This is a genomic window from Pseudomonas oryzihabitans, from assembly GCF_007665395.1.
Lineage (GTDB): Bacteria > Pseudomonadota > Gammaproteobacteria > Pseudomonadales > Pseudomonadaceae > Chryseomonas > Chryseomonas psychrotolerans_C.
On sequence record NZ_VDND01000001.1, the window covers coordinates 558901 to 580942 of the forward strand.

At 69.3% G+C, this 22042-nt stretch carries 23 protein-coding genes and 1 other RNA gene; 18 read left to right on the forward strand and 6 right to left on the reverse strand.

Annotated features, from left to right (window positions below; genetic code table 11):
* Positions 1-115 precede the first annotated feature (115 nt).
* The 13 genes from FSV73_RS02585 (at position 116) to FSV73_RS02645 (ending at position 11732) form a co-directional block, all read left to right on the forward strand.
* Entirely contained in the window at positions 116-1471 is a 1356-nt protein-coding gene (locus FSV73_RS02585) for an MFS transporter (RefSeq protein ID WP_145003400.1), read from the forward strand.
* Positions 1472-1489: 18 nt separating this feature from the next.
* Positions 1490-2848 (forward strand): glucarate dehydratase, encoded by a 1359-nt coding sequence (gene gudD, locus FSV73_RS02590; RefSeq protein WP_145003402.1) that lies wholly within the window; start codon positions 1490-1492, stop codon positions 2846-2848.
* Positions 2849-3053: 205 nt separating this feature from the next.
* Complete coding sequence (locus FSV73_RS02595; protein ID WP_145003404.1) at positions 3054-3764, forward strand: YfdX family protein; 711 nt, start codon at positions 3054-3056, stop codon at positions 3762-3764.
* A gap of 129 nt (positions 3765-3893) precedes the next feature.
* Positions 3894-5570, forward strand: coding sequence for a malonate decarboxylase subunit alpha (gene mdcA, locus FSV73_RS02600; RefSeq protein ID WP_145003406.1), 1677 nt, complete (start codon positions 3894-3896; stop codon positions 5568-5570).
* Positions 5570-6427 (forward strand): triphosphoribosyl-dephospho-CoA synthase, encoded by an 858-nt coding sequence (locus FSV73_RS02605; RefSeq protein WP_145003408.1) that lies wholly within the window; start codon positions 5570-5572, stop codon positions 6425-6427. The genes mdcA and FSV73_RS02605 overlap by 1 nt, the downstream gene beginning before the upstream one ends.
* Complete coding sequence (locus FSV73_RS02610; protein WP_145003410.1) at positions 6427-6741, forward strand: malonate decarboxylase subunit delta; 315 nt, start codon at positions 6427-6429, stop codon at positions 6739-6741. The genes FSV73_RS02605 and FSV73_RS02610 overlap by 1 nt, the downstream gene beginning before the upstream one ends.
* Positions 6734-7600, forward strand: coding sequence for a biotin-independent malonate decarboxylase subunit beta (locus FSV73_RS02615; RefSeq protein WP_145003412.1), 867 nt, complete (start codon positions 6734-6736; stop codon positions 7598-7600). The genes FSV73_RS02610 and FSV73_RS02615 overlap by 8 nt, the downstream gene beginning before the upstream one ends.
* The gene (gene mdcE, locus FSV73_RS02620; protein WP_145003414.1) at positions 7597-8412 is read left to right on the forward strand and encodes a biotin-independent malonate decarboxylase subunit gamma; all 816 of its coding nucleotides are present in this window, start codon (positions 7597-7599) and stop codon (positions 8410-8412) included. Before FSV73_RS02615 ends, mdcE begins: the two co-directional genes overlap by 4 nt.
* Before the next feature lie 14 nt (positions 8413-8426).
* Positions 8427-9116 (forward strand): malonate decarboxylase holo-ACP synthase, encoded by a 690-nt coding sequence (locus FSV73_RS02625; RefSeq protein ID WP_260856018.1) that lies wholly within the window; start codon positions 8427-8429, stop codon positions 9114-9116.
* Positions 9113-10048: a malonate decarboxylase subunit epsilon gene (mdcH, locus tag FSV73_RS02630; protein ID WP_145003417.1), complete on the forward strand. Its 936-nt coding sequence runs from the start codon at positions 9113-9115 to the stop codon at positions 10046-10048. The genes FSV73_RS02625 and mdcH overlap by 4 nt, the downstream gene beginning before the upstream one ends.
* A gap of 330 nt (positions 10049-10378) precedes the next feature.
* Positions 10379-10813: a malonate transporter subunit MadL gene (gene madL / locus FSV73_RS02635; protein ID WP_145003420.1), complete on the forward strand. Its 435-nt coding sequence runs from the start codon at positions 10379-10381 to the stop codon at positions 10811-10813.
* 1 nt (position 10814) lies between these two features.
* Positions 10815-11579, forward strand: a complete 765-nt coding sequence (gene madM, locus FSV73_RS02640; protein ID WP_145003424.1) for a malonate transporter subunit MadM — start codon at positions 10815-10817, stop codon at positions 11577-11579.
* Positions 11580-11640: 61 nt separating this feature from the next.
* Positions 11641-11732: non-coding RNA, sX9 sRNA (locus tag FSV73_RS02645), on the forward strand.
* A 3-nt stretch (positions 11733-11735) separates the two neighbouring features.
* On the opposite strand, the gene FSV73_RS02650 is transcribed toward FSV73_RS02645, so the two are convergent.
* Both FSV73_RS02650 and FSV73_RS02655 read right to left on the reverse strand, forming a co-directional pair.
* Complete coding sequence (locus FSV73_RS02650) at positions 11736-12644, reverse strand: LysR family transcriptional regulator (RefSeq protein ID WP_145003427.1); 909 nt, start codon at positions 12642-12644, stop codon at positions 11736-11738.
* 74 nt (positions 12645-12718) lie between these two features.
* Positions 12719-13603, reverse strand: a complete 885-nt coding sequence (locus FSV73_RS02655; protein ID WP_145003430.1) for a LysR family transcriptional regulator — start codon at positions 13601-13603, stop codon at positions 12719-12721.
* A gap of 128 nt (positions 13604-13731) precedes the next feature.
* On the opposite strand from FSV73_RS02655, the gene FSV73_RS02660 reads away from it, so the two are divergent.
* The 3 genes from FSV73_RS02660 to FSV73_RS02670 are packed head-to-tail and all read left to right on the forward strand — an operon-like array spanning position 13732 to position 16691.
* The gene (locus FSV73_RS02660; RefSeq protein ID WP_145003433.1) at positions 13732-15027 is read left to right on the forward strand and encodes a CitMHS family transporter; all 1296 of its coding nucleotides are present in this window, start codon (positions 13732-13734) and stop codon (positions 15025-15027) included.
* A complete protein-coding gene (locus tag FSV73_RS02665; RefSeq protein ID WP_145003435.1) occupies positions 15028-16380 on the forward strand; it encodes an acyclic terpene utilization AtuA family protein in 1353 nt (450 codons plus the stop codon).
* Complete coding sequence (locus tag FSV73_RS02670) at positions 16377-16691, forward strand: AtuA-related protein (RefSeq protein WP_145003438.1); 315 nt, start codon at positions 16377-16379, stop codon at positions 16689-16691. The genes FSV73_RS02665 and FSV73_RS02670 overlap by 4 nt, the downstream gene beginning before the upstream one ends.
* Before the next feature lie 9 nt (positions 16692-16700).
* Here FSV73_RS02670 and FSV73_RS02675 read toward each other — a convergent pair whose 3' ends face one another.
* Positions 16701-16982 carry a hypothetical protein gene (locus FSV73_RS02675; RefSeq protein ID WP_145003441.1) on the reverse strand — a complete coding sequence of 94 codons (282 nt, stop codon included), beginning with the start codon at positions 16980-16982 and terminating at the stop codon, positions 16701-16703.
* A gap of 213 nt (positions 16983-17195) precedes the next feature.
* Here FSV73_RS02675 and FSV73_RS02680 point away from each other — a divergent pair, with 213 nt between their 5' ends.
* On the forward strand, positions 17196-17663 hold the full coding sequence (locus FSV73_RS02680) for a hypothetical protein (protein ID WP_145003444.1): 468 nt from the start codon (positions 17196-17198) through the stop codon (positions 17661-17663).
* A gap of 24 nt (positions 17664-17687) precedes the next feature.
* On the opposite strand, the gene FSV73_RS02685 is transcribed toward FSV73_RS02680, so the two are convergent.
* From FSV73_RS02685 to FSV73_RS02690, 3 genes are all read right to left on the reverse strand, one after another.
* A complete protein-coding gene (locus tag FSV73_RS02685) occupies positions 17688-18293 on the reverse strand; it encodes an SDR family NAD(P)-dependent oxidoreductase (protein WP_313955118.1) in 606 nt (201 codons plus the stop codon).
* On the reverse strand, positions 18208-18573 hold the full coding sequence (locus tag FSV73_RS25730) for an SDR family NAD(P)-dependent oxidoreductase (RefSeq protein WP_260856012.1): 366 nt from the start codon (positions 18571-18573) through the stop codon (positions 18208-18210). Before FSV73_RS25730 ends, FSV73_RS02685 begins: the two co-directional genes overlap by 86 nt.
* Before the next feature lie 170 nt (positions 18574-18743).
* The gene (locus FSV73_RS02690; protein WP_145003447.1) at positions 18744-20627 is read right to left on the reverse strand and encodes a sigma-54-dependent Fis family transcriptional regulator; all 1884 of its coding nucleotides are present in this window, start codon (positions 20625-20627) and stop codon (positions 18744-18746) included.
* Between the two features lie 365 nt (positions 20628-20992).
* Between FSV73_RS02690 and FSV73_RS02695 the strand changes: the two genes are divergently transcribed.
* Positions 20993-22042 carry an ATP-NAD kinase family protein gene (locus tag FSV73_RS02695; protein ID WP_145003450.1) on the forward strand — a complete coding sequence of 350 codons (1050 nt, stop codon included), beginning with the start codon at positions 20993-20995 and terminating at the stop codon, positions 22040-22042.

The following is a 22042-nucleotide window of genomic DNA, read 5'->3' on the forward strand; positions in this document are numbered from 1 at the left end:
TTGAATGATAGCGTTATCTGTTTAATGATAGCGCTATCGTTGTCAGACGACTTACAACATAAGCCCGCTACACGATGTCAGCCCGCACACAAAAACAAACCAGTGGGAGCTCTCCATGCACGAAACCAAGCAGACGCGCGTCCGCTATCTGATCCTGTTCATGCTGTTCGTGGTGACCACGATCAACTATGCCGACCGCGCCACCATCTCCATCGCCGGCTCCGCCCTGCAAAAAGACCTCGGCATCAGTGCCGTCTCCCTCGGCTTCATCTTCTCCGCCTTCGGCTGGGCCTATGTGCTCGGCCAGATCCCCGGCGGCTGGCTGCTCGATCGCTTCGGTTCGAAGAAGGTCTATGCGGCGAGCATCTTCACTTGGTCGGTGTTCACCATGCTGCAAGGCTACATCGGTGAATTCGGCATCGGCACCGCGGTGTTCCTGCTGTTCGCCCTGAGATTCATGGTCGGCCTGGCCGAAGCGCCCTCCTTCCCCGGCAACGCCCGCATCGTCGCCGCCTGGTTCCCCACCAAGGAGCGCGGCACCGCCTCGGCCATCTTCAACTCGGCTCAGTATTTCGCCACCGTGCTGTTCGCGCCGCTGATGGGCTGGATCGTCTATCACTTCGGCTGGCAGCACGTCTTCGTGGTGATGGGCGCCCTGGGCATCGCCTTCTCGGCGGTCTGGATGGCGGTGATCTACAGCCCCCGTGAACATCCCCGCGCCAATGCCGCCGAGATCGACTACATCGCCAGCAACGGCGGCCTGGTCGACCTGGACACTCCCGGCAAGAAGAGCGAAGGCCCGAAGTGGAGCTACATCGGCCAGCTGCTGACCAATCGCATGATGGCCGGCATCTACCTGGGCCAGTTCTGCATCAACGCCCTCACCTACTTCTTCCTCACCTGGTTCCCCGTCTACCTGGTACAGGAACGCGGCATGACCATCCTCAAGGCCGGCATCATCGCCTCCCTGCCGGCCATCTGTGGCTTCATCGGCGGCGTGCTGGGCGGGGTGATCTCCGACTGGCTGCTGCGCCGCGGCAGCAGCCTGAGCGTGGCGCGCAAGACCCCCATCGTCGCCGGCATGCTGCTGTCGATGACCATGATCCTCTGCAACTACGTCGACGCCGACTGGATGGTGGTGGGCTTCATGGCCATGGCCTTCTTCGGCAAGGGCATCGGCGCCCTGGGCTGGGCGGTGGTCTCCGACACCTCGCCCAAGCAGATCGCCGGTCTTTCCGGTGGCCTGTTCAACACCATCGGCAACCTGTCCTCCATCACCACCCCGATCATCATCGGCTACATCATCGCCGCCACCGGTTCCTTCAAGATGGCCCTGGTGTTCGTCGGTGCCAATGCCCTGGTGGCCGCCATCAGTTACCTGTTTGTCGTCGGCGAGATCAAGCGGGTCGAGTTGCGCGGCGTACCCACGCCGCCCGCCGCAGCCCCGCTCGCCGCTGAAACCTCTCGCTGATCGCCAAGGAGCCCGACCATGAATCAATTCAATGCCACCCCCGCCGTGCACACCGGGACCCCGGTGGTCACCTCGCTGGAAGTCGTGCCCGTCGCCGGCCAGGACAGCATGCTGCTCAACCTGAGTGGCGCCCATGGCCCCTACTTCACCCGCAACGTGCTGATCCTCAAGGACAGCGCCGGGCGCACCGGCGTTGGCGAGGTGCCCGGCGGCGAGAGCATCCGCCAGACGCTGGAAGACGCCCGCCAGTTCCTCGTCGGCCAGCCGCTGGGGCAGTACCAGCGCATCCTCGGCCAGGTCCGCCAGGCCTTCGCCGGTCGTGATGCCAGCGGCCGTGGCCTGCAGACCTTCGACCTGCGCATCACCATCCATGCCGTCACTGCCGTCGAAGCCGCCCTGCTCGACCTGCTCGGCCAGCACCTGGAGGTGCCGGTGGCGGCCCTGCTCGGCGAAGGCCAGCAGCGCGATGCCGTGGAGATGCTCGGCTACCTGTTCTATGTCGGCGACCGCAACAAGACCACCCTGGACTACCGCAGCGAAGCCGAGAGCGACGACGCCTGGTTCCGCGTGCGCAACGAGGAAGCCCTGACCCCCGAGACCGTGGTGCGCCTGGCCGAGGCGGCCTACGACCGCTACGGCTTCAAGGACTTCAAGCTCAAGGGCGGCGTGCTCAGTGGCGATGCCGAGATCGAGGCGGTCACCGCCCTGGCCGAGCGCTTCCCCGAGGCGCGCGTGACCCTGGACCCCAACGGCGCCTGGTCGCTCAAGGAAGCCATCCGCCTGTGCCGCGACCAGCACCAGGTGCTGGCCTATGCCGAGGACCCCTGTGGCGCCGAGAACGGCTATTCCGGTCGCGAGGTGATGGCCGAATTCCGCCGCGCCGCCGGCCTGCCCACCGCCACCAACATGATCGCCACCGACTGGCGCCAGATGGGTCACGCCATCCAGCTGCAATCGGTGGACATCCCCCTGGCCGATCCGCACTTCTGGACGATGCAGGGCTCGGTGCGGGTGGCGCAGATGTGCAACGACTGGGGCCTGACCTGGGGTTCGCACTCCAACAACCACTTCGACATCTCCCTCGCCATGTTCACCCACGTCGCCGCCGCGGCGCCGGGCACCATCACCGCCATCGACACCCACTGGATCTGGCAGGACGGCCAGCGCCTGACCCGGCAACCGCTGGAGATCAAGGGCGGCCTGGTGGCAGTGCCGCAGCAGGGTGGCCTGGGCGTGGAGCTGGACCTGGACGCCCTGGCCCGGGCCCACGAGCTGTACAAGGCCAAGGGCCTCGGCGCGCGCGATGACGCCATGGCCATGCAATTCCTCTCGCCCAACTGGACCTTCGATAACAAGAAGCCCTGCCTGGTGCGCTGAGCCCCTCGGCCCGCCAACAGCGACCGCTCCGGCCTCTCCGGGGCGGGCGCTGTTTCCGTTTCAGCGTCCGAAACATCGGTTTACACCTACCGATAGCCTGCTAAGCGTTCGTTAAGCTCACCGGATGGACACTGACCCCAAGGTATCGCGCAACCCTGCCCGATACCCCCGCGGTTCCAGTTACTTTCGTATCCGGGAGAAGCACATGAACCTCAATCGTCGTATCACCAAGAGCCTCCTTGTCCTGACCATCGCCTCGGTGTTTTCCACCGCCGCCCTGGCCGACGGCCGACCCGACATCGCCACCCAGCAGGTCGCCACAGTGCCGGCGATCTCCCAGCAGGGCCAGCAGGCCTTCATGGACGTGGTCGCCGCCCGCCAGGACCTCTTCGAAGCCCATGTCGATCAGGCCAAGCAGCAACTGGCCGCCGCCGAAAGCGCGCTGCAGACCGCCCAGACCGACAAGACCGCCTACCTCAAGTCGGCCGGGGACCTGCGCGGTCAGGACGGCAAACTCATGCAGGTCTCCGTGCAGGACGCCGAGGCCACGGCCTGGCTGCCGATCTGGAGCGGCATGGCGCTGCGTGACGACTATGTCGCCACCCCGGCCAAGAACCAGGCCGTGGCCCAGGCCAACGAGGAGATCCAGCGGGGCGACACCAAGGGCGCCGGCGAGATCCTCAAGGTAGCCGGCGTCGACGTCGACTACGCCACCGCCGTGCTACCGGCCCAGGAAACCCTGGACCTGGTGCACCGGGCCAACCAGGAGCTGGGCCACGAGCAATACTGGCAGGCGAACCTTACGCTCAAGCAGGTGCAAAACAGCCTGAAATACGACAACGCCAATGTCGACGTGACCCCCACCAGCTGGTTCTCCAGGACCACCTCGATCTTCACTCCGGTCGACAAGACCTGAGTCGGTCACAGGCACCTGAGATCAACGGAATCGTTAACTTCAGCGTAACGATTCCGCCCTCAGGTTGATTGAACGCCCGGGAGGCGAGGTCTAGGGTGACTCCACGACAGGTGATTCGTGGAGACTCCAATGACAACGATATCCCACCCACCGGCTCGGATCGCCAGGCGCCGCAGCGACAAGCAGCAGCGCCTGGACCGGGTGGCCGCGCTGGCCGATGGCAAGGTGCTGCCCACCGCGTCCATCGTCGCGGCCCTGGAACAGCTGCTCGCCCCCGGCGACCGGGTGGTGCTGGAAGGCAACAACCAGAAGCAGGCCGACTTCCTCTCCCGCAGTCTCGCCCAGGTCGATCCGACCCGGCTGCACGACCTGCATATGATCATGCCCAGCGTCGGCCGCGCCGAGCACCTGGATCTCTTCGAACGTGGCATCGCCCGCAAGCTGGACTTCTCCTTCGCCGGCACCCAGAGCCTGAGGATCAGCCAGCTGCTGGAAGACGGCCTGCTCGAAGTCGGCGCCATCCACACCTACATCGAACTCTATGCCCGGCTGCTGGTGGACCTGATCCCCAAGGTGGTGCTCAGCGCCGGCTTCATGGCCGACCGCGCGGGCAACATCTATACCGGCCCAAGCACCGAGGACAGCCCGGCGCTGATCGAGCCGGCCGCCTTCAGCGACGGCATCGTCATCGTCCAGGTCAACCAGCTGGTGGACGACGTGTCCGAATTGCCGCGGGTCGACATCCCGGCGGACTGGGTGGATTTCGTGGTGGTGGCCGACCGGCCCTTCTATATCGAACCCCTGTTCACCCGCGATCCGCGCCATATCAAGCCGGTGCACGTGCTCATGGCGATGATGGCCATCCGCGGCATTTACGAACGCCACCAGGTGCAGTCGCTCAACCACGGCATCGGTTTCAACACCGCGGCCATCGAACTGATCCTGCCCACCTACGGCGAGCGCCTGGGCCTCAAGGGCAAGATCTGCCGCCACTGGACGCTCAATCCGCACCCCACGCTGATCCCGGCCATCGAGAGCGGCTGGGTGGAGAGCGTGCACTGCTTCGGCACCGAGCTGGGCATGGAGGGCTACATCGCCCAGCGCCCGGACGTCTTCTTCACGGGACGCGACGGTTCGCTGAGATCCAACCGCCTCCTCTGCCAATTGGCTGGCCAGTACGCCGTCGACCTCTTCATCGGGGCCACCCTGCAGGTGGATGGCGACGGCCATTCCTCCACCGTGACCCGCGGGCGCCTGGCCGGCTTCGGCGGCGCGCCCAACATGGGCCATGACCCCCACGGTCGCCGCCATCCCACCCCGGCCTGGCTGGACATGCGCCAGCAGACGGGCGACAGCGCCCCGGCGCTGCTGGAGCGTGGCAAGAAGCTGGTGGTGCAGATGGTCGAGACCTTTCAGGAAGGCGGCAAACCCACCTTCGTCGACACCCTGGATGCGGTGGAGGTGGCGCGCAAGAGCGGCATGCCGCTGGCGCCCATCATGGTCTACGGCGACGACGTCACCCACCTGCTCACCGAAGAAGGCATCGCCTATCTCTACCGCGCCCGCTCCCTGGAAGAGCGCCGGGCGATGATCGCCGCCGTGGCCGGGGTCACCACCATCGGCCTGCGCAGCGACCCAACCGAGGCCCGCCGCCTGCGCCAGGAAGGCCTGGTGGCCCTGCCCGAGGACCTCGGTATCCGCCGCACCGACGCCAGTCGCGAATTGCTTGCCGCCAAGAGCATCGGTGAACTGGTGGAGTGGTCCGGCGGCCTCTATCAACCCCCGGCCAAGTTCAGGAGCTGGTGATGCGCGCCCTCGCCCGTCTTGCCCCCTCTCCCGCAGAACGCCTGGCCGACCTGGCAGTGATCGCCCTGGTCGACGAAGCCGAACTCTCGCCCAAGCCGGCCCTGGTGGATCGCCGCGGCCAGGGTGCCCACCAGGATCTCAGCCTCGGCCTGATGCTGACCTCCGCCCAGGCCCTGCGCCCCTGCTTCCAGGCCATGGCCGAAGCCGCCGAACTGGAGCTGCCCGCCGCCGAATTGCGCCTCCTGATCGGTCGCCTGGGGCGGGACGGCGAAGCCGCCATGCTGCAGGTCACCGGCGGGATCAATACCCACCGCGGCGCCATCTGGGCGCTGGGACTGCTGCTGACGGCGGCGGTGCAGGCGCGGCCGGCGTCAGCTCGGGCGCTGTGCCTGGCCGCCGGACACCTGGCCAGCCTGCCCGATCCGGACGCACCCCGCACCGCCCCCAGCCATGGCCAGCGGGTCGCCCAGCGCTATGGCGTCGGCGGTGCGCGGGCCGAGGCGGCCGCGGGCTTTCCCGCGATTCACCAGCGCGGCCTGCCGCAACTGCGCGCCAGCCGCCAGGCGGGTGCCGGCGAGCAGAACGCCCGCCTGGATGCCCTGCTGGCGATCATGACCCGACTGGACGACACCTGCGTGCTGCACCGCGGCGGTCCCGCCGCCCTGGCGACCATGCAACAGGGCGCCCAGGCGGTGCTGGACGCCGGTGGCAGCGCCAGTCTCGCCGGCCGCCGCCAGCTGCTGCGGCTGGATCGCCAGTTGCTGGCCGCCAACGCCTCTCCCGGTGGCGCCGCCGATCTGCTGGCCGCTACCCTTCTCGTCGATCGCCTGGAGCCCCGGCTCCCTGGAGACCTCTGATGGAACACTTCACCTGCCGCTATCCGGCCAGCCAGCGCCGCCAGGGCCGTGCCCTGGTGGGCTGCGTCGGCTCGGGGGACCTAGAGGTCCTGCTCGAACCCGCCAGCGCCGACTTCACCCTCAAGGTGACCACCTCGGTCAATGGCAGCGAACCGCGCTGGCGCGCCCTCTTCGACCGGCTGTTCGCCGCGCGCGAGGACCTGCCGGCCCTGACCCTGGACATCCATGACTTCGGCGCCACCCCGGGCGTGGTGCGCCTGCGCCTGGAGCAGGGTCTGGAAACCCTCGACCTGGAGGACAGCACCCATGGCTGAAGCCACCCTTCCCGATGTGCAGGCATTGCTGCACAGCCGCAGCTTCGTCGAACTCGGTGCCCGCGAACGGGCGCGTACGGTGCTCGATGCCGGCAGCTTTCGCGAGCTGGTCGGGCCCTTCGAGCGGCTGATGTCGCCCTGGCTGCCCAGGCAGGGCATCGTCTGCCAGGCCGATGACGGCGTGGTGGTGGCCAAGGGGCTGATCGACGGCCAGCCGGCGGTGGTCTGCGCCATCGAAGGCGCCTTCCAGGGCGGCAGCCTGGGCGAAGTGGGCGGCGCCAAGATCGCCGGGGCGCTGGAGCTGGCCCTGGAAGACAACCTCGCCGGCACCCCGACCCGCGCCGTGCTGCTGCTGGAAACCGGCGGCGTGCGCCTGCAGGAAGCCAACCTGGGACTGGCCGCCATCGCCGAGATCCAGGCGGCCATCGTCGCCCTGCGCGCCTACCAGCCGGTCATCGGCGTCATCGCCGGCAGCGTCGGCTGCTTTGGCGGCATGTCCATCGCCGCGGGGCTGTGCAGTCAGTTGATCGTCACCCGCGAGGCGCGGCTGGGCCTCAACGGACCCCAGGTGATCGAGCAGGAAGCCGGCATCGAGGAATACGACTCCCGCGACCGCCCCTTTATCTGGAGCCTGACCGGCGGCGAGCAGCGGGTCGCCACGGGCCTGGCCGATGTCTTCGTCGCCGACGACAGCGCCGCCGTGGCCAACGTCATCCGCAAGGCGTTCGCCACTGGCGTCACCACGCCCCTGCGCAGTCAGCAAGCCGACCGTTATCTGGCACGCCTTGCCGATCTCGATACCGAACCCCAGGCGGACGCCGCCGCGGTTCGCCACCTCTATGCCGGAGACCAGCCATGAGCACCCAGCCCTCGCAACGCGGCCTGACCTGGTTCCAGGCGCTGGCCGGCCAGGGCGAGACCGTCAGCGGCCTGCCCGCCTCCCTGCGCGTCGCCGACCTCGAACTGGCCGGACGCCCCGCGCGCTGGCTGGCGGTGGTGGCGGATGCCGAGAATCCCTTTCCCCGCGCCCGCCAGGGCGAGGTGGGCCTGCTGGAGGGCTGGGGCCTGGCCCGGGCCATCCAGCAGGCCATAGCCGAAGATCGCGACGCTGCCCTGAAACGCACCCTGGTCGCCCTGGTGGACGTGCCCAGCCAGGCCTATGGGCGCCGCGAGGAAGCCTATGGCATCCATCAGGCCCTGGGCGGGGCCGCCGGCGCCTACGCCGAGGCGCGCCTGGCCGGGCATCCGGTGCTGGGGCTGCTGGTGGGCAAGGCCATGTCCGGCGGCTTTCTCGCCCATGGCTACCAGGCCAATCGCCTGCTGGCCCTGCGCGATCCCCAGGTGCAGGTGCATGCCATGGGCAAGGCCTCGGCGGCGCGGGTCACCCTGCGCAGCGTCGAGGAACTGGAACGCCTGGCGGCGGATATCCCGCCCATGGCTTATGACCTGGACAGCTATGCCTCCCTGGGCCTGCTCTGGCGCCAGCTGGAAGTGGCCCAGCCCGACCAGCCCTCGGCCGAAGATCTCCAGCAGGTGCGCCAGGCCCTGGCCGACGCCCAGGCGGATGTGCTGGCCAGCGGTACCACCGATCTCAGGCTGCGACTGGACGGCGCCAATCGCGCGGCCTCTCGCGCGGTGCGCGAACGCCTGAGAGCGGGATGGAACGCGTGATGAGCGGGCGCATGGTGGGATCGTTGGGCTTCGCTGGCGCTCAACCCAACCTACGGGACACTTTCGTAGGTTGGGTTGAGCAACGCGAAGCCCAACACAGACCCCACGACCTCCTCTGGGGCCTGACCCCGGACGCCCTACCCGCAGAGGCCCCCGCCTGGGCCCACCAGGTCGCCCAAGCCAACCTCCCCGTGGTGGTCCGCCGCGCGGTGCCCGAGACAGACCTCATTCCGGTCGGCCTGCGCGGCACCACCCGCGCCGAGCGCCTGGCGGCCTGGCTGGAGCCTGCTGCCGTGAGGCGCCAGCTCTCACCTGATGCCCTGAGAACCTCGAGCGATAGCCGTGACCTGCCAGTCTTCTCGACCCTGGTCGCTATCGAACCGCTATTGGATGAGCTGGGCCTGCCCTGGGGTCCCACCGGTGCCGCAGGCTACGAGCTGGCCAGCGGCTGGCCGGCGCTGCATGCCGGGAGCGATCTGGATCTGCTGATCCGCTGCACCGCCCCGCTGTCGCGCGACCAGGCGGGGGCCTTGCTGGCGTCCCTGCAGGCGCGGGCGCTGTGCCGCCTGGACGTCCTGCTGGAGACTCCGCTCGGCGGGGTGGCCCTGGCCGACTGGGCCGGGAGCGCCCGGCAGGTGCTGCTCAAGACCGCTGCCGGTCCCCGGCTGGTAGGCGATCCCTGGCCGGAGGCGCACGCCGCATGAGCACCCTCTTCCAGTTTCCCGGCCAGGGCGCCCAGCGGCCCGGCATGCTGCACGCTCTGCCCGACGCCGCCGAGGTCCGGCGGACGCTGGCGGAAGCCGCCGCGGTGCTGGACATTGATCCCCTCAGCCTGGACTCCGCCCAGGCGCTGGAACACACCCGCGCCGTGCAGCTCTGCCTGCTGATCGCCGGCGTCGCCACCGCGCGCCTGCTCTTGAATCGCGGACCGGCGCCGCAGCTGGTGGCCGGGCTGTCCATCGGCGCCTATGCCGCCGCGGTGGTGGCCGAGGCCCTGGACTTCGCCGATGCCCTGCGCCTGGTGGCCCGCCGCGGCGAGTTGATGCAGGCGGCCTATCCGTCTGGCTACGGCATGCTGGCGATCCTTGGCCTGGGGCGTGGCGCGGTCGAGAAGCTGGTCACTGACCACCAGCGTCCTGACGCGCCCCTTTATCTGGCCAATGCCAATGCCGAGCAGCAATACGTGGTGGCGGGGAGCGACGCGGGCCTGGCCACGCTGGCCGAGGTGGCGCGCGCCCAGGGCGCGGCGGCGGCCAAGCGCCTGGCCATGAGCGTGCCCTCCCATTGCCCGCTGCTGGCGGAGGCCGCCGCGACCCTGGAGCAGGCCTTCGCCGGCGTCGAGCTGCGGGCGCCACGCCTGGCCTATCTGAGCGGCACCTCGGCGCGGCGGCTGGTGCGCGCCGAGCAGTTGCGCGACGACCTGGCCTTCAACATGGCGCGGCCCATCGAATGGCACGCCACCCTGGAGGCCGCGCGCGAGCGCGGCGTGCGCCTGGCCATCGAGTTGGCGCCGGGCAGCGTGCTCACCCAACTGGCCAGGCGCGTGCTGCCCGCCAGCGGCGTGCTGGCCTGGCAGGATACCCACCCCGACACCCTGGACGCGCTGCGGCGCGAGGAGGCGGCGCGACTGGATTGAGCCTTTCGCACGAGGCGGCTGCCCTCACCCCGGCCCTCTCCCTGAGGGAGAGGGGGTTAAAGCGAGTGCGGTGCCAGGCTTCAACTCAACCCACACAGGATCAAAAGAGACCTTGAAAAACGGCGGCTGCCCTCAGCCCAACCTTCTCCCAAAGGGAGAGGGGGTAGAAGCGAGCGCGGTGCCAGGCTTTCACCCAACCCATATAGGACCCAAGGAGACCTTCAAACACGGCGGCTGCCCTCACCCCAACCCTCTCTCTTAGGGAGAGGGAGTAACAGCCAGGGCGGTGCCAGGCTTTACCCCATCCAAGCCCAACCGAGGACAATAACAATGATCATCTACGGTGTAGCGCTCCTGGCCGTCTGCATGCTTGCAGGCGTCATCATCGGCGACTTCCTGGGCGTCCTGCTCGGGGTCAAGTCCAATGTCGGCGGGGTGGGCATCGCCATGCTCCTGCTGATCTGCGCGCGGCTCTACATGGAGCGCCATGGCGGCATGAGCAAGGAATGCGAATTCGGCGTCGGCTTCTGGGGCGCGCTGTACATCCCGGTGGTGGTGGCCATGGCCGCCCAGCAGAACGTGGTCACTGCCCTGCACGGTGGCCCGGTAGCACTCTTGGCAGCCGTGGGGGCCGTGGCGGTGTGCGGGGCGACCATCGCCCTGATCAGCCGCAGCCATCGGGGCGAACCCTTGCCGCCATTGCCGGACGAGCCGGTAGCCCCTGCGCCGGCAGTCGCCCAGGCCGCGCCGGCGGGAGGTCGCTGAGATGAACGATATCGTCATGAAAGCCCTGCAACACAACGGCCTGGTGGCGGCCTTTGCCCTGATCGGCCTGATCATGTGGGTCTCGGTGGTCCTCTCGCGCCGGCTGACCTTGGGCCGGGTGCACGGCTCGGCCATCGCCATCGTCATCGGCCTGGTGCTGGCCTGGGTCGGGGGGACCGTCACCGGGGGTCAGAAGGGCCTGGCCGACCTCGCACTATTCTCTGGTATCGGCCTGATGGGCGGCGCCATGCTGCGCGACTTCGCCATCGTGGCCACCGCCTTCGAGGTGCAGGCCACCGAGGCACGCAAGGCCGGAATGATCGGCGCCTTGGCCCTGCTGCTCGGTACCGTGCTGCCCTTCATCGTCGGCGCCGCCGTGGCCTGGGCCTTCGGCTATCGCGACGCGGTGAGCATGACCACCATAGGCGCCGGGGCGGTGACCTACATCGTCGGCCCGGTGACCGGCGCCGCGCTGGGCGCCAGCTCCGACGTCATGGCGCTGTCCATCGCCACCGGCCTGATCAAGGCCATCATCGTCATGGTGGCGACGCCCGCGTCGGCGCGGCTGTTGGCGCTGGACAACCCGCGCTCGGCGATGGTCTTCGGTGGCCTGGCCGGCACCGTCAGCGGCGTCACCGCGGGCCTTGCCGCCACTGACCGGCGACTGGTGCCCTATGGCGCCCTCACCGCCACCTTCCACACCGGCCTGGGCTGCCTGCTGGGGCCGTCGCTGCTGTACTTCTGCGTGCGGGCGCTGGTGGGCTAAGAGCAACTAGCAAATCTACTGCGCGTCCGCCAGACGGGCGCGTGCAGTGCTCGGAATCCTCATGTACCGCTCGTACACTCGTGCGCGAGCCCGGTCCGCTTCCTGCGCGCCGCGCGCACCCGCCTGACAGCCGCTCGCTACGTTTTACTAGCTGCTCTAAGCACGCGCGTACATCCGGCATTCGGCAACGAAGGCCAGCAGGTTGGGGTCGCGCTCGCGGCTGCGCAGAAAGACCGCGCCGATGCGCTGCTGCAGCCGGTAGCGCGCGGCCAGGGGCAGCAGCCTGAGGCGGTTCTGGTAGACCGCCTCGACCCGCCCCGGCAGCAGCGCGTAGCCCACCCCGGAGCTGACCATGCTCATCAGCGAGAAGATGTCGTTGACCTGCATGATCACCTCCGGCTCGAAGCCGGCCTGGGCGAACACCTGGCGGCCGTCGCGAAAGGTGGCGAAGCCCTGGGTGAGCGTAACGAACGGCACTCCGGCCAGGTCGCGCAGGTCCACCTCGGCCTGGTCGGCAAAGGGCGAATCGCTGGGCGCGGCCAGGAAGATGTCGTCGCTGAACAGCTCCACGCTCTCGCAGTCGGCGTCCACCACGGCGTCGTCGAGGGCCACCAGCATGGCGTCCAGCTTGAAGTCGTGCAGCTGCTCGGCGAGGTCGGCGTTGGAACCCAGCACCAGGTCGATATTGAGTTCGCTGCGCCTGAGCTTGAGTCCCATGATCAGCTGGGGCACGGTCTTGACCGTCAGCGAATAGAGCGCCCCCAGGCGAAAGCGATCGGCGGAAAAGCCCGCCGCCTGCCGAGTCAGGCGTACTGTCTCCGCCAGGTCCTGCAGCAGTCGCTCGGCCCGCGCCTCCAGCACGAAGGCGCCGTCCAGCGGCGTCAGGGTGCGCCCCTCGTGCTTGAACAGCGGACAACGCAGAGCGTTCTCCAGCGAATGGATGGCGCGGTGCACGCTGACATGGCTGGTGCCCAGCTCGGCGGCGGCCCGCGCCAGGTTGCGGCTGCGCATGAAGGCCAGGAAGATCTCCAGCTTGCGCAGGGTGAGCTCATCGGTATCGGACATGGCGGCCAGCGGACGGTGGAAGACAGCTGCCCACCTTGCCCGGATGGGCGGGCGTCGTCGAGCGCTGCGGCCCGTCAGTCCGTCCTGCTCAGGCGCTCCGTAAGCAAGGCGACGAAGGCCTGGGCCGCCGGCGTGAGGCTGCGACCGGTGGGCGTCAGGATGCCGAGCGGCCGGGCCAGGCTCTCGCCGCGGACCGGCAGGGCCACCACCGGGGCCTCACCACCCGCCGATTCCGGCAGCAGGGCCAGGCCCTGCCCAGCTGCCACCAGGGCCAACAGGGTGCTCATGTAGTTGGCTTCCAGCGCCGCCACCAGGCGCAGGCCGGCGGCGGCGAAGGCGAAGTCCAGGCACTCGCGCACGCTGCTGTCGCGACCGGTCAGCAGCAAGGGCACGGCGTCGAGTTCGCCCAGGGTGATTTCGCTGCGGCCTGCCCAGGGATGGTCACGGGGCACGAACAGCTGCAGGCGGTCGACATACAGCGGCTGGAAGTCCAGGCCCACGGCGCGCGGGCGGACGCCGATACCCAGGTCCACCTGCCCTTCCCTGACCAGCGCCTCGACCCGGCCGGCCACTACGTCCTGCAGACGGACCTCGATTGCCGGATGACGGACCTGGAAGGTCTTCAGCAATCCGGGAAAGGGCCCCATGAAAAACGACGGCAAGGCCGCCAGGGTGATCCGCCCGCGGCGCAGGCCGGCCAGGTCCCGGGCGTGGGTCTGGACATCGCCCAGGTCCACCAGGATGCGCTCCAGGGGTCCGCGCAGTTCTTCCCCGGCGGTGGTCAGCTGGACCCGCCGCGGGGTGCGCTCCAGCAGTTGCACCTCCAGCCAGGCTTCGAGTTGCTGGATCTGCACGGTGAGCGCCGGGGGTGACAGATGCAATTCCTCCGCAGCGCGGGCGAAGGAGCCCTGGCGGGCCACGGCGAGAAAGGCCTGCACGTGCTGGAGCAGATTCTTCATTTTGTTTTTCTGAACGCTGCTTCGGAAGATTCCAATTTACAGGACATAGGACGTCTTCGAATACTGGACCTACAACAACAAAACCTCCCGTGCGCCCGCCTGCCGCGCCACGGTCCAAGGAGTCCGCCATGCTCGCCCTGCTCGGTGTCGTCACCATTCTCGCGTTGCTCGTCGCCGTCATGAGCAAACGTGTCTCGCCCCTGGTCGCCCTGATCGTCATCCCCATCGCCGCGGCGCTGATCGGTGGCTTCGGCCTGGGCACCAGCGCCTTCATCATCGCCGGCATCAAGGGCGTCGCCCCGGTGATCGGCATGTTCGTCTTCGCCATCCTGTTCTTCGGCATCATGACCGACGCCGGGATGCTCGATCCCATCATCGACCGCATCCTGCGCACCGTCGGCACCCGGCCGACGCGCATCATCTGCGGCAGCGCCCTGCTCGCCCTGCTGGTGCACCTGGACGGCTCCGGTGCGGTGACCTTCCTGGTGACCATCCCCGCCATGCTGCCGCTCTATACCCGCCTCGGGCTCGACCGGCGCATCCTCGCCTGCGTGGCCGCCATGGCCGCCGGGGTCAACTTCCTGCCCTGGACCGGGCCGGTGCTGCGCTCCTCCGCCGCCCTGCACGTACCCGTGGCCGATCTGTTCCAGCCGCTGATCCCGCTGGCCTTCGTCTTCGCCAGCGCCTGGTGGCTCGGGCGGCGCGAGGAGAAGCGCCTGACCCTGGCCGGCCAGGCGCCCTGGCTGGCCGGCGGTGGCGCCGGCGCCGCGCCGGAGCGGGTGCTCAGCGAGGCCGAGCGTGCCCTGCGTCGCCCAGGGCGCTTCTGGATCAACCTGCTGCTGACCCTGGTGGTGATGGGCGTGATGATCGCCGGCTGGGTCGATCCGGTGGTGATGTTCATGCTCGGCACCGTGGCCGCGCTGTGCCTGAACTACCCCTCGGTGGACGCCCAGAAGGCGCGCATCGACGCCCACGCCAAGACCGCCCTGACCATGGCCAGCATCCTCTTCGCCGCCGGCGTCTTCACCGGCATCATGCAGGGCAGCGGCATGCTCAAGGCCATGGCCCAGGTGGCGGTGGCCGGCATCCCGGCCGGGCATGGCCAGCTGATCCCGGCGGTGGTGGGCTTTTTGTCCATGCCGCTGAGCCTGCTGTTCGATCCGGATTCCTTCTACTTCGGCGTCATGCCGGTGATCGCCGAGGTCGGCCGCAACCTGGGGGTCGATCCGGTGCAGGTGGCCCAGGCCTCGCTGCTCGGGGTGCACACCACCGGCTTCCCGGTCAGCCCCCTGACCCCGGCGACCTTCCTGCTGGTGGGCCTGTGCAAGCTGGACCTGGCCGATCACCAGCGCTTCACCATCCCCTTCCTGTTCGCGGCCTCGGTGCTGATGACCCTGACCGCCCTGCTCCTGGGAGTCTTCTAGATGAGCCGTCTTCTTCGCCTCGGCTGCGGCGCCGGCTATTCCGGCGATCGCATCGAACCCGCCGTGGAGCTGGCCGAGCACGGCCGGCTCGACTACCTGGTCTTCGAATGCCTGGCCGAACGCACCATCGCCCTGGCGCAACAGGCGCGGCTGGCCGATCCCGAGGCCGGTTTCGATCCGCTGCTGGAGGCCAGGATGCGCCGCATCCTGCCGCTGCTGCGCCAGGCCGGGCAACCACGGCTGCGAGTGATCACCAACATGGGCGCGGCGAATCCTTCCGCCGCGGCGCGCAAGGTTGCGGCCCTGGCGCGAGAGCTGGGCATAGGTGGTCTGAAGATCGCCGCCGTGGCCGGCGACGATGTGCTGTCCCAGTTGCCGGCCGACGCCCGGCTGGACAACGGCCAGACCCTGGCCGAGCTGGGCGACCGACTGATCTCGGCCAACGCCTACCTGGGGGTGGAAGGCATCGTCCAGGCGCTGCAAGCGGACGCCGATGTCATCGTCACCGGGCGGGTGGCCGATCCCTCGCTGTTCCTGGCGCCGTTGGTCCATGAATTCGGCTGGGCGGCGGACGATTGGGAACGGCGCGGACGCGGCACCCTGGTCGGCCACCTGCTGGAATGCGCCGGCCAGGTCACCGGCGGCTACTTCGCCGATCCCGGCTACAAGGACGTCCCCGACCTCGCGCGCCTGGGCTTTCCCCTGGCCGAGGTGAACGCCGACTGCCAGGCGACCCTCACCAAGGTTGCCGGCTCCGGCGGCTGCGTGACCCCGGCGACCTGCACCGAACAACTGCTCTATGAAGTCCACGACCCGGCGGCCTATCTGACGCCGGACGTCACCGCCGACTTTTCCGACGTCGCCCTGCAGCAGTCCGCACCCGACCGGGTCGCGGTCAGCGGGGCCCGGGGCAAGCCGCGCCCGGAACAGCTCAAGGTCTCGGTGGGTTATCGCGACGGCTGGCATGGCGAAGGCCAGCTCTCCTACGCCGGTCCTGGCGCTGTCGGCCGAGCAAGACTGGCCGCTGAAGTCGTGCGGGAGCGTCTGCAGCTCTGTGGCGTAGCTGTGGAAGAACTGCGCTGCGAATTGATCGGCTGCGATGCCCTGCATGGCGAAACGCTGGCGGCCAGGGCCTCAGGCGAACCCTGGGAGGTGCGGCTGCGGGTGGTCGGCCGCTGCGCCAGCCGGGCGGCGGCGGTGCAGATCGGCAACGAGGTGGAAACCCTCTACACCAATGGCCCGGCCGGCGGTGGCGGCGCCACCAAGGCGGTCCGCGAGGTCATCGCCGTGGCCTCGCTGCTGTGGCCGCGTGCGGCCGTCACCCCCACCCTGGAGCTGGAGACGCTGCCATGAAACTGCGCGAAATCGCCCACGTCCGTACCGGCGACAAGGGGGACATTTCCAACATGGCGGTGATCGCCTATCGCCGCGAAGACTTCGAGCGCCTGCGCCAGGCGCTCACCGCGGAGCGCGTCGCCGCCTGGTTCGCCGATAGCCGCCCGGCCGACGCCGGCCCCGTGCGCCGCTACGAATTACCCGCCCTGGGCGCGCTGAACTTCGTACTGCCCGGCGCCCTGCGCGGCGGCGTCACCCGTTCGCTGGCGCTGGACGCCCACGGCAAGGGCCTGGGCGCGGCGCTGCTGGATCTGGAGCTGGACGCCTGAGTCCGGCGCTCAGCCGGGGCTGCCGACCTTTTCACTCGGCAGCCTCGTCAGCAGGATGGTGTCCTTGTCGAGCGGCACCTGGGCGCCCTTGCGGCGCAACTCATTGATGGCGTGCAACAGGATCAGGTTGACCCGTTCGATGTCGTGCATCTCGTTGGCTTTTATCAGTCGCGATACCCGGGCATGGTGATCGGGATCGATGAGCGTGATCAGCAGCCCGTCGTCCCGCCACTCCAGTTGATGGCCCAGCGGCGGATCGAGTTTGGCCAAGCGTTCTTGCAACCTGTCCATACGCAGGCTCCTGGCGAAGGAACGTCAACCTTCAGGCTAGTCGCCGCGCTGGAGAACGCAAGGCATCTGCACCGGGCCTTTCAGGAGAGTGGCGACTGCCTCCGGACGGCAGCCCGGATTCAGGCAGTTTCCTGCCAGCAGCTGTCATGAAGCTGCCATCCACGCCCGGCACCCTGGATCTCTTGCCCTCTCAGCCATGGCAGAGGCCGCCCGATGGATACCCGTCCCGCCATCCACCTGTTCAGCACGCTCACCACCTCCGCCCAGCCCCTCTGCCCAAGCGCAGCGGCCCTTCGCGGCCTCTCCGCCCGCGGCTGTCGCCAGCGTATCGAGCGGGCCACCCGCCAACTGGTGACGCTCGGTCATAGCCGCATCATGCTGGTCTCGGCGTCGGCCCGAGCGGAGGCGCTCACCCAGGCCGAGATGTACGGCCACTGCCAGGTCATGCTGTGGGCAGGCTTGCCACTGTTGCCGCGGCTGGAAGTGGGCCAGGTCGGCGAGGCGGTCTGGCCGGAGCTGGCCAGCCTGCTGGCGGAAGTGGCGCCGACCGCCTTGCTGTGCACCCAGGATGCGCTCGTCCCTGGCCTGGAAGCCGCGGTGCGCCGCCACCCGGGTCTCGCCCAGCTGACCCTCTCGGGTCCGGGAACGCCCGCGCGCGGACGGCGGGGTACGACGCATTGAGCCAGCGGCCGCTTCTGCCACTTCTCAGACATTCGCCCCCCTGACGCCCTGCCCGGCTGGATCGGGCCGCTGGAGGTTGCCCGAGCTAGCGGCCTTGCGCGGATTCCAGTCGATCTCGGCGCGCTGCACGGCGGCCGCGGTGAAGCGCTCGGTAGGCTCGGGCGCCAGGCGATGGGCCCAGGAGGCGAGCGTGGCCTTGTAGCCCACGGTGATCTCCTGCTCCGGCTGCAGCAGCGCGCCGACGATGGCCTGCACCGCCTTGTCCGGCGAATCCTTGGTGGGCAGATCGGCGCGGTGGCCAGTGTAGGTGGCGGCGTGGCCCCAGATCGGGGTGTCCAGCGCCCAGGGCAGCACCGTCGACAGCTGGATGTTCGGCTGGCGGCCGCGCCGCAATTCCTGCTGCAGCACCCGGCCGAGACTGAGCACCGCGGCCTTGGACGCCGAGTAGGAGGCCTGGTAGGCATGGGGAATCGCGCCGTCCACCGAGGCCACGTTGACCAGCCGGCCGTAGCCCTGGCGACGCAAGCGCTGCAAGGCCAGGTGGCTACCGATCACCACGCCTTTCACATTGGTATCCAGCAGGCGCAAATGATCCTTTAGTGGCACCTCCTCGAAGCGCCCGACCGCCACTACCCCGGCATTGTTGATCCAGCCATGTTGATCCAGCCATCTGCACCTCCACCGCCAGGGCCTCCAGCGCCTCGCTGCGCCGGGCGGCCAGCACCAGGTTGGCGCCGCGCTGGGCCAGCGCCAGGGCCACGCCGCGGCCGACGCCACTGGAAGCGCCGGTGACGACCAGGGTCCGCCCGGCCAGTTGCTCGCGAGCCGGGCGCCCGGGGCGCCGCCGTGCGGTGCGATTCAGCAGGGCCAGGGCGGCGGGGACGGCGAGCAACAACGGCAGGGTACGCATCGGGGGTCTTCCTCAGGGTCTGTGTCTGAGGTGTGACTCCTGGGCGGCGGCGCTGACCTGCGTGCAGCGCCGAGCGGTGGCAGACCGCTCGCCCACCGCCGTTTCGGTTGAACGCCAGGAGCCCTGCGCCAGGGCAGCCAAGGCAGGCCATGACCGTTCGGCGGAAGACCTCAGGCCTCGGGCTGGCGATGCGGCATGGCAATGCCGTGCAGCTTGAGGCGCCGATAGAAGGTGGCCCGGGACATCCCCAGCGCCTGGGCGGTCGGGATGGCCTTCCAGCGATGCCGTACCAGGGCGGCGAGGATCGCCCGCCGCTCGGGGCTGTCGACCTCGGGCTGAGTCTCGGTGACCACCGTATCGCCAGGTCGCAGACTGGCCGGCAGGTGATCGAGAGTGATGAAAGTGCCCTCACAGAGCGCGCAGGCGTAGCGCAACGCATTGCGCAGCTCACGCACATTGCCCGGCCAGTCATGGGCCAGGACGGCTTCCTGCACCTGGGGCGCCAGCTCCGGCGCGGGCCGCTCGCCGCATTCCTCGTCGAGCAGACGTCGTGCCAGGGCCAGGCGGTCGGCGCGCTCGCGCAACGGCGGCAGCTGGAAGACGGCGCCATTGAGGCGATAGAGCAGGTCTTCACGAAACAACCCGGCGGCGACTCGCTCGGCCAGATCCCGGTGGGTGGCGCAGACCAGCCGCACATCCACCCGCCGTGGCTGGGCGCTGCCCACCGGCAGCACCTCCCCCTCGGCCAGCACCCGCAATAACCTGGTCTGTAGCAGCAGCGGCATGTCGCCGATCTCGTCGAGAAACAGGGTGCCGCCATCGGCCGCGACGATCAGCCCGTCGCGCCCCTGGCGCTGGGCCCCGGTAAAGGCGCCGGGAGCATGGCCGAACAATTCGCTCTCGATCAGGCTTTCCGGCAGCGCCGCGCAGTTGAGGGCGACGAAGGGCCGCGTTGCCCGGTCGCCACCCTGGTGCAGGGCGCGGGCGAAGACCTCCTTGCCAGTGCCGGTCTCCCCGGTGATGAGGATCGGCAGCCCATGGCGATAGAGCCGCTGGGCAGTCGCCAGGGCCTGGGTGACCCGCGGCTCCTGCTCGGGCTCGATGTCGAGCGGGGCCCGCGCCAGCGGGATGACCGTTCCTACCCGCCGCCGCGGCGCCCGCACCCGGGCGTGGAGGTGCGCCGCGCCCAGGCGCAGGGGTTCGCGATCCTCTTCGCGCAGTCGCGCTACGGCATCGCGGCCGAACACTTCCTCCAGCCGCTGCGGCAGGTAGCCGAGTTGCTCGAGGCAGAGTTGCCGCGCCGGGCGATTGAAGCCGGTCAGGTGGCCGCTGGCGTCCCAGGCCAGCAGCCATTCCGGCTGGGTCTCCAGGTAGGTGGCCTGGGCATGACCGCAGAGCACCCAGTCACCCTGGGCGCGGTGCATGAAATAGGCATTCTCGATGCGCTGGGCACTGTCGCGGGTGAATTGCTGGATCAGCAGCTGGCTGCGGCGGTCGTCCGGCGAACGCGGCGCCGAGACGTCGAGCACCCCGAGCAGTTCGCCATTCGGCGCGAACACCGGGGCGGCGGTGCAGGTGAGGCCGGTGAAGGCCGCGCGGAAGTGATCGGCCTTGTGCACCGTGACCGGCGCCCGGTCGGTCAGCACCGCGGCCACCCCGCAGGTGCCCTCCTCCTGCTCCGACCAGCAGGTACCCAGGTAGAGCCCAGCGCGGCGGCATTCTTCGCCGAGGCGATCGTTCACCCGGTAGTCCAGGGTCCGGCCCTGGGCATCGGCCAGCAGCACGCAGTAGTCGGCGGCCGCGACCCGTGCATGCAGGGCGCCCAGCTCGCCATCGGCGACGCGCAGGAAATCTTCCGCCGCCTGCTGGTGCTGACGCAGTTCGTAGCGCGACAGGATACGCGGACCCTGCAGGCAGCCGGGATCGAGGTGGTGCTGCTCGAAGGAACGGCGCCAGGAGTCGAGGATGCGGCCGGGCGGGCTGGGGTTGCGCAGCGGCGCGCGCAGGGCCTGGTCAATGGCACGGGCATGGTGGTGCGCCTGGGCAGACAGCATGGGTGTCTCTCCCTGAATTCCGGTCATGGCGAGGAAGGCCGGTCATTGTTCTGCCGTCCATTTAGCGCCCTTGAGCCGCTGCCTTCAAGTCCGCCGCCCCTTGAGACGAGTCGTCTCAAGGTCTCACGGCCCCGCTGCGCCCCTGAGACGCCCTGGCTCGCCCAGCCCCGCCGAGGGCGACCGCCCTCCGCCCCGGTAACCCGCGCCGCGACTGGGATACGGGGCAACAGGAGCAACCTGGCACCGGCCTTGCTCAGGGCTTTGCGACGCTCCCAAGACAACGACAAGAGGGCCCGACCCATGAGCGCAATCCGGCACAGCGGCCCGGTCCCAGCGACCGGAGGCGAGGCCCTGAGGGGTCAGCCATGCCAATAACCGTCGGCATTCTGCCCAACCCGGCCTCGGGGCGCGACCTGCGCCGCCTGACCGGCAACGCCGCCCTCACCTCCAGTACCGACAAGGCCGGGGTGGTGATGCGCCTGCTGGCGGCCTTTGGCGCCACCGGGGTGGAACGGGTACTGTTGCCGCCGGACATGACCGGCATCGCCGCCGCCGTGCTCAAGGCCAGCGGCAGTCGCCAGGCCCGGGAGCAGCGCTGGCCGGAACTCACCTTTCTCGACCTGCCGCTGACTCAGACGGTGGACGACACCCGCCGCGCCGCGCGGCTGTTGCTGGCCCAGGGCGCGGCGGTAATCGCCGTGCTCGGTGGCGACAGCACCCACAAGGCGGTGGCCGCCGAGGTGGGCGACCTGCCGCTCCTGACCCTGTCCACCGGCACCAACAATGCCTTTCCCGAATTGCGCGAGGCCACCAGCGCCGGCCTGGCGGGCGGTCTGGTGGCGAGCGGTCGGGTCGATCCGGCGCTGGCACTCAGGCGCAACAAGCGACTGCGGGTGGAGGTGCCGGAGTGCGGCATCCGCGACTGGGCGCTGGTGGATGTGGCGGTCTGTCGCCAGGCCTATCTCGGCGCCCGGGCAGTGACCCGGGTGGAGGACCTGGCCGAGGTCTTCACCACCTTCGCCGAGCCTTGGGCCATCGGCCTCTCCGCACTGTGCGGCCTCTGGCATCCGGTCGCGCGCAGCGCTCCCCATGGTGGCTGGGTGCGGCTGGAGCCCGAGGCCCCGGCGCAACTGACCGTGCCCCTCGCCCCCGGCGTGCTGGCCCAGGCCGGGATCGCCGCCAGCGGCCTGCTCTTGCCGGGCGAACCGCGGACGCTGTCGCTGGCCGCCGGCACCCTGGCGCTGGATGGCGAGCGGGAAATCGAATTCGGCCCCGAGGCGCGTCCGCAGGTGACGCTGGACCTCGACGGCCCCCTGAGCATCGACGTGGAGCGGGTGCTGGAACTGGCGGCGCAGCAGCGCCTGCTGGTCCGCCACCGGCCCGCGTCGGCCCTCGGCAATCCTGGAGAACAATAA

Bases quoted from the DNA above. Each gene is read 5' to 3' on its own strand.
- FSV73_RS02610 (WP_145003410.1), top strand. From the start codon at position 6,427: ATGGAACACTTCACCTGCCGCTATCCGGCCAGCCAGCGCCGCCAGGGC.
- FSV73_RS02585 (WP_145003400.1), top strand. From the start codon at position 116: ATGCACGAAACCAAGCAGACGCGCGTCCGCTATCTGATCCTGTTCATG.
- FSV73_RS02690 (WP_145003447.1), bottom strand. From the start codon at position 20,627: ATGCTGTCTGCCCAGGCGCACCACCATGCCCGTGCCATTGACCAGGCC.
- FSV73_RS02680 (WP_145003444.1), top strand. From the start codon at position 17,196: ATGGATACCCGTCCCGCCATCCACCTGTTCAGCACGCTCACCACCTCC.
- mdcA (WP_145003406.1), top strand. From the start codon at position 3,894: ATGACAACGATATCCCACCCACCGGCTCGGATCGCCAGGCGCCGCAGC.
- madL (WP_145003420.1), top strand. From the start codon at position 10,379: ATGATCATCTACGGTGTAGCGCTCCTGGCCGTCTGCATGCTTGCAGGC.
- FSV73_RS02650 (WP_145003427.1), bottom strand. From the start codon at position 12,644: ATGTCCGATACCGATGAGCTCACCCTGCGCAAGCTGGAGATCTTCCTG.
- FSV73_RS02670 (WP_145003438.1), top strand. From the start codon at position 16,377: ATGAAACTGCGCGAAATCGCCCACGTCCGTACCGGCGACAAGGGGGAC.
- FSV73_RS25730 (WP_260856012.1), bottom strand. From the start codon at position 18,573: ATGCGTACCCTGCCGTTGTTGCTCGCCGTCCCCGCCGCCCTGGCCCTG.
- FSV73_RS02695 (WP_145003450.1), top strand. From the start codon at position 20,993: ATGCCAATAACCGTCGGCATTCTGCCCAACCCGGCCTCGGGGCGCGAC.
- FSV73_RS02660 (WP_145003433.1), top strand. From the start codon at position 13,732: ATGCTCGCCCTGCTCGGTGTCGTCACCATTCTCGCGTTGCTCGTCGCC.
- madM (WP_145003424.1), top strand. From the start codon at position 10,815: ATGAACGATATCGTCATGAAAGCCCTGCAACACAACGGCCTGGTGGCG.
- FSV73_RS02615 (WP_145003412.1), top strand. From the start codon at position 6,734: ATGGCTGAAGCCACCCTTCCCGATGTGCAGGCATTGCTGCACAGCCGC.
- FSV73_RS02595 (WP_145003404.1), top strand. From the start codon at position 3,054: ATGAACCTCAATCGTCGTATCACCAAGAGCCTCCTTGTCCTGACCATC.
- FSV73_RS02605 (WP_145003408.1), top strand. From the start codon at position 5,570: ATGCGCGCCCTCGCCCGTCTTGCCCCCTCTCCCGCAGAACGCCTGGCC.
- mdcH (WP_145003417.1), top strand. From the start codon at position 9,113: ATGAGCACCCTCTTCCAGTTTCCCGGCCAGGGCGCCCAGCGGCCCGGC.
- gudD (WP_145003402.1), top strand. From the start codon at position 1,490: ATGAATCAATTCAATGCCACCCCCGCCGTGCACACCGGGACCCCGGTG.
- FSV73_RS02675 (WP_145003441.1), bottom strand. From the start codon at position 16,982: ATGGACAGGTTGCAAGAACGCTTGGCCAAACTCGATCCGCCGCTGGGC.
- FSV73_RS02655 (WP_145003430.1), bottom strand. From the start codon at position 13,603: ATGAAGAATCTGCTCCAGCACGTGCAGGCCTTTCTCGCCGTGGCCCGC.
- mdcE (WP_145003414.1), top strand. From the start codon at position 7,597: ATGAGCACCCAGCCCTCGCAACGCGGCCTGACCTGGTTCCAGGCGCTG.
- FSV73_RS02665 (WP_145003435.1), top strand. From the start codon at position 15,028: ATGAGCCGTCTTCTTCGCCTCGGCTGCGGCGCCGGCTATTCCGGCGAT.